Genomic DNA, 3833 nt, shown 5'->3' with positions numbered 1-3833 from the left:
GATTAGTGGACAAAGTTATCGGTTAAAAGACAAGCTAAAAAGCGGTCAGCTACATAAAAAATTGAAAGCGGAACTGAGCGAGTAAATTAAAGGGGGTGGATCAGTTTTACTTTAGCAAAGTGGATCAGAATTCAATTGGCATTGACATTAACTATCACAACCGACAACAGCACGTGGTTTATTGCCTCATTGAGGTTTTTATCAATGGTCATATCACTAGCTATCTCAATGTTATATATTCTTTTTTTCTGCTTTAACCATGTTTTCTTGAAATGAAAAAGAACAGGAGACGCATTTGGAAGACAAGCTACTCTTCCACGAATCAACAAAACAATCCGTCTGGCAAACCTTAAAAGCTGTTCTCGCAACAAATCAACCGCATCAACTCATCATCAAGCCCTTCAAGCGAATTCGAAGCCTATCGCAAAATGCACTTTTTCATTTGTGGTGTGCAGAGTTAAGTAAGTATTTGTGTGCTAACAACGCTAACTTTACCGCAGAGCAGGTGAAAGAAATGTTGAAACATACATTTTTAGGTTATGAAGTGGTAGAGCGTATTGATGTAACCACGCAGCAGCCAGAGCGCGTCAGAACGCTTAAGAGGACGTCAAAACTTGATACGGGTGAGATGCATGTTTTTATGCAAAAAGTGGAATGCTGGGCGATTGGCATACGTTGTTTCGTGACGGTACCGGAAAGCTCGGAGTATATGAAATTAAAACAGGAACAAGAAAATTAAATGGCACTAAAAAGGGATAAATACGATGCCGTGTTCTCTGAATTAGTCCGCGAAAGAACAAACTGGATATGTGATTATTGCGGACGACATTTTCAGCATGAACGCGCCAAACTGCACTGCTCACACTTCAAATCAAGGCGACACAAAGCTACCCGTTATCACCCCTTAAATAGTTTTTCGCACTGCCTGGGCTGTCATCGTAAGTTAGGCGAAGACCCATACGAATTTACAGCGCATGCAGAGATAACTTATGGTGAGATGACCATTGCCAAAATAGCGATGCTAGCAAATACCCCTGTAAGGCTCAAGGTGGGCGAAATGGATGAAATCTACCGTCAAATGAAAAGTGAGCTAAAAAGAATGAAAACGATGCGACTTGATGGATATACAGGGCGCATTGAGTTTTTCTTACCGGATTGGTATCAGGCAGGCATTACCTTTCGGATGGGCGAAGAAAAAGCCCACACACTTTAAACAACCATTACTATTCAACTCAGGGCATTGAAACCATGCCCCTATTCCTATTTTTGCCGGAGGACAGATGAGGGCGGTTAAGTCATTGGAATTAACTAAAGCACAGTATGACTGGGTAAATAGTTGGCTTGAGTTATGGGGGGCGTGGGTATGCTCAGGAGAACTCGACAAATGGCAATTTAATATTATCTGGCGATTCATGCAAAAGGCGAAAGGGGAAGTTATACCTTCGAGGCCAATGTGTAACGATGATGAAGGATTGCTCATTTCTCAAGTGGTTGATGCTGTTATGCGTATTGATGAGAAAGCCTACCAGATTCTATTAAGTTATTATGTTTACGGAAAGTCAAAATTAAGCATAGCCAACTATTATCACAATATAGCGAAACCCAGAAGAATGATGACCAGAGCGGGGGGCAGGTGGAAAAAGCCATCACGCATAACATGTCGAAGGGAGATTGATGACATTCTCAATGCCAGCGTGTATTTAATACACAATCGGCTAATAACAGTCATGAAAAATCCAAACACTGTTGATAAAATGACTAATTCTACCTAATGATGGCTTGACTTTAATGAGCAAATGAGCAACAATTTCAAGGTAAGCTGATAAAGTTGTACAAAAAATCATAGAGCCTCGCTTTTTGCGGGGTTTTTTGTTTTTACGCCACCGCAAAACTGACAGTTTAAATAGCCTAAACAAGTAAAGCAGTTGGCTCCCTGTTTAATCCCAAGCAATGGAACCCTCAGTGGGAGGGTATATGCGCATGTCTGAAAAATACTCAACCCCGACTGCCTACCTATGGGGCATTATGACAACCATCTTAGGTTTTTTCACCCTTGAGCAGTGGGTAGCGGTGATAGGTATCGTCTGCACGATAGGGACATTTTTAATCAACGTGTACTACCGCCGAAGGGAGTACAAACTCAAGGAGCGTCAGTATGAAAATACCGAAAAAAATATTGATGGCAACAGGCGGTAGTGCGGTGTTTTTAGCCTCAAGTATGATAACCCATTTCGAAGGGTTGAGACTTAAGCCCTACTTTGACGGCGGCGGTATTCTTTCTGTTTGTTATGGGCACACAGGCAACGATATTGTGCGTAACAGGACGTACACACAAAAAGACTGCGATAAGTGGCTTGATGACGATTTGAACGCGGTTAAGCGTTATGTTGACCCACTGGTTAAGGTGAGTATCAATACACTGACTCAAGCAGCCCTTTACTCATTCGCCTACAACGTGGGTGTGGGCAATTTTGGGAAATCCATGTTACTCAAAAAGCTCAATGCCGATGACCGAAAAGGCGCATGTGATGAAATGAAACGATGGATTTACGTAAAAGGCGAAGTCTGGAAAGGGCTAATGACCCGTCGGGAAATAGAGAGTGTAATATGTTATGGCGACCTTACACATTTGTCGTAGTGATTATTGTGGGGTTAATTATTTCACTGATTTTCATCAACGCACGTTACCAAACCATCAAACAAAACTATCAAACGCTAAAACAGCAATATCAAGCGCAAATTGAAGTCGTGAAGTTACAGCAGGATAAGATTGATGTTTTGCAAAAGATTGATATTCAACAGACTGAGAAATTAAATAATGCCAAAGCTGAACTGGATAAGCTGCATGATGCTGTCCGTGCTGGCACTAAGCGGTTGCTCGTCAACGCCGTGTGTCGTACATCCAAAACCACTACCGCCCAGAGCCGATATGATGAAGCCACCCCACAATTTAGCGAAGCAGCTCGACAAGATTATTTCCGTCTCAGAGTGATGATAGCTGAGAACGAAAAGCAGACTGAATATCTACAGCAGTACATCAAAACACAGTGTCAATGAATCGTTAATTGGCACGTTCAAATCTTAATAATCATTGCGTCCCACATGCGTAATTAATTTAAACATCGAACCCGTTATTTAGGAATGAGCCTTTGAGGTAATCAGTTTTGCTGATGTCACTTCGATGGGCTGATTTCCTATGTGGCAAAGGTTCATTACCTAAGTAAGGAAGACATCATGAATCATGTATTAACATTTAAAACCCACAATATTGTTCCCTTTAATAACGGTGACGGAAAAATCTGGTTCACTAATAAACAGCTATCTATCTTACTAGAATACAAGGACGAATCTTCTATTACTCGCATTTTCAACAGGAATAAAGATGAGTTTACTAATGAGATGTCAGGGACGGTCAATTTGACCGAGAGTAATGAAAACAATGAGTTATGCTATAAAAAGATTAGAATTTATTCTGTTCGTGGTGCTCATCTTATTGGAATGTTATCTAAAACCAAAGTCGCTAAAGCACTCCGTAAGTGGTTACTGGATTTAGCGGAAAAAGAAAGCCAACCAGCCAATCTTGCTCTGTTAGATATGGAAGGACACGAGTTTCGCACAAAACTAATTTGGGTACGCTAATAAAACACGGATGTGCTCAGCAATAGCATTTTTGATTACGTCCCAATTTTGTTGATAAAGGGTTATTTTTTCAGATATACGACGTTTATGTTGTTCAAACCACGCAGAAATAGCGAGAAAAATATGATTTCTTTGCGCTCGGCTCGTGCGAGCCTGACAGCGTTCAATACCACAATTTTGTTTAACTTCTCGAT

Annotated in this window: 7 protein-coding genes and 1 pseudogene; 7 read left to right on the top strand and 1 reads right to left on the bottom strand. The window is 41.0% G+C overall.

Annotation, left to right across the window (positions count from 1 at the left end; all coding sequences use genetic code 11):
• Window positions 1-295: 295 nt before the first annotated feature.
• The 7 genes from CBG25_RS11540 to CBG25_RS11510 all read left to right on the top strand — a co-directional run bounded on the left by CBG25_RS11540 (window position 296) and on the right by CBG25_RS11510 (window position 3639).
• Window positions 296-739: a recombination protein NinB gene (locus CBG25_RS11540; protein WP_290606760.1), complete on the top strand. Its 444-nt coding sequence runs from the start codon at window positions 296-298 to the stop codon at window positions 737-739.
• The gene (locus CBG25_RS11535; RefSeq protein WP_290606759.1) at window positions 740-1213 is read left to right on the top strand and encodes a hypothetical protein; all 474 of its coding nucleotides are present in this window, start codon (window positions 740-742) and stop codon (window positions 1211-1213) included. It abuts the gene before it with no gap.
• 85 nt (window positions 1214-1298) lie between these two features.
• Window positions 1299-1772 carry an antiterminator Q family protein gene (locus CBG25_RS11530; protein WP_366212774.1) on the top strand — a complete coding sequence of 158 codons (474 nt, stop codon included), beginning with the start codon at window positions 1299-1301 and terminating at the stop codon, window positions 1770-1772.
• 202 nt (window positions 1773-1974) lie between these two features.
• A complete protein-coding gene (locus tag CBG25_RS11525) occupies window positions 1975-2196 on the top strand; it encodes a phage holin family protein (RefSeq protein WP_290606757.1) in 222 nt (73 codons plus the stop codon).
• A complete protein-coding gene (locus CBG25_RS11520) occupies window positions 2156-2638 on the top strand; it encodes a lysozyme (protein ID WP_290606755.1) in 483 nt (160 codons plus the stop codon). Before CBG25_RS11525 ends, CBG25_RS11520 begins: the two co-directional genes overlap by 41 nt.
• Window positions 2608-3057 carry a lysis protein gene (locus CBG25_RS11515; protein WP_290606753.1) on the top strand — a complete coding sequence of 150 codons (450 nt, stop codon included), beginning with the start codon at window positions 2608-2610 and terminating at the stop codon, window positions 3055-3057. The genes CBG25_RS11520 and CBG25_RS11515 overlap by 31 nt, the downstream gene beginning before the upstream one ends.
• Before the next feature lie 177 nt (window positions 3058-3234).
• Window positions 3235-3639, top strand: coding sequence for a hypothetical protein (locus CBG25_RS11510; protein ID WP_290606751.1), 405 nt, complete (start codon window positions 3235-3237; stop codon window positions 3637-3639).
• Here the strand turns inward: CBG25_RS11510 and CBG25_RS11505 are convergent.
• Window positions 3622-3833, bottom strand: a pseudogene (locus CBG25_RS11505) (hypothetical protein); the annotation flags it as partial. The gene CBG25_RS11510 and the pseudogene CBG25_RS11505 sit on opposite strands and share 18 nt — an antisense overlap.

The organism is Arsenophonus sp. ENCA (assembly GCF_002287155.1).
Classification (GTDB): Bacteria; Pseudomonadota; Gammaproteobacteria; order Enterobacterales; family Enterobacteriaceae; genus Arsenophonus; species Arsenophonus nilaparvatae.
This window is presented reverse-complemented; position numbering and strand designations above follow the sequence as displayed.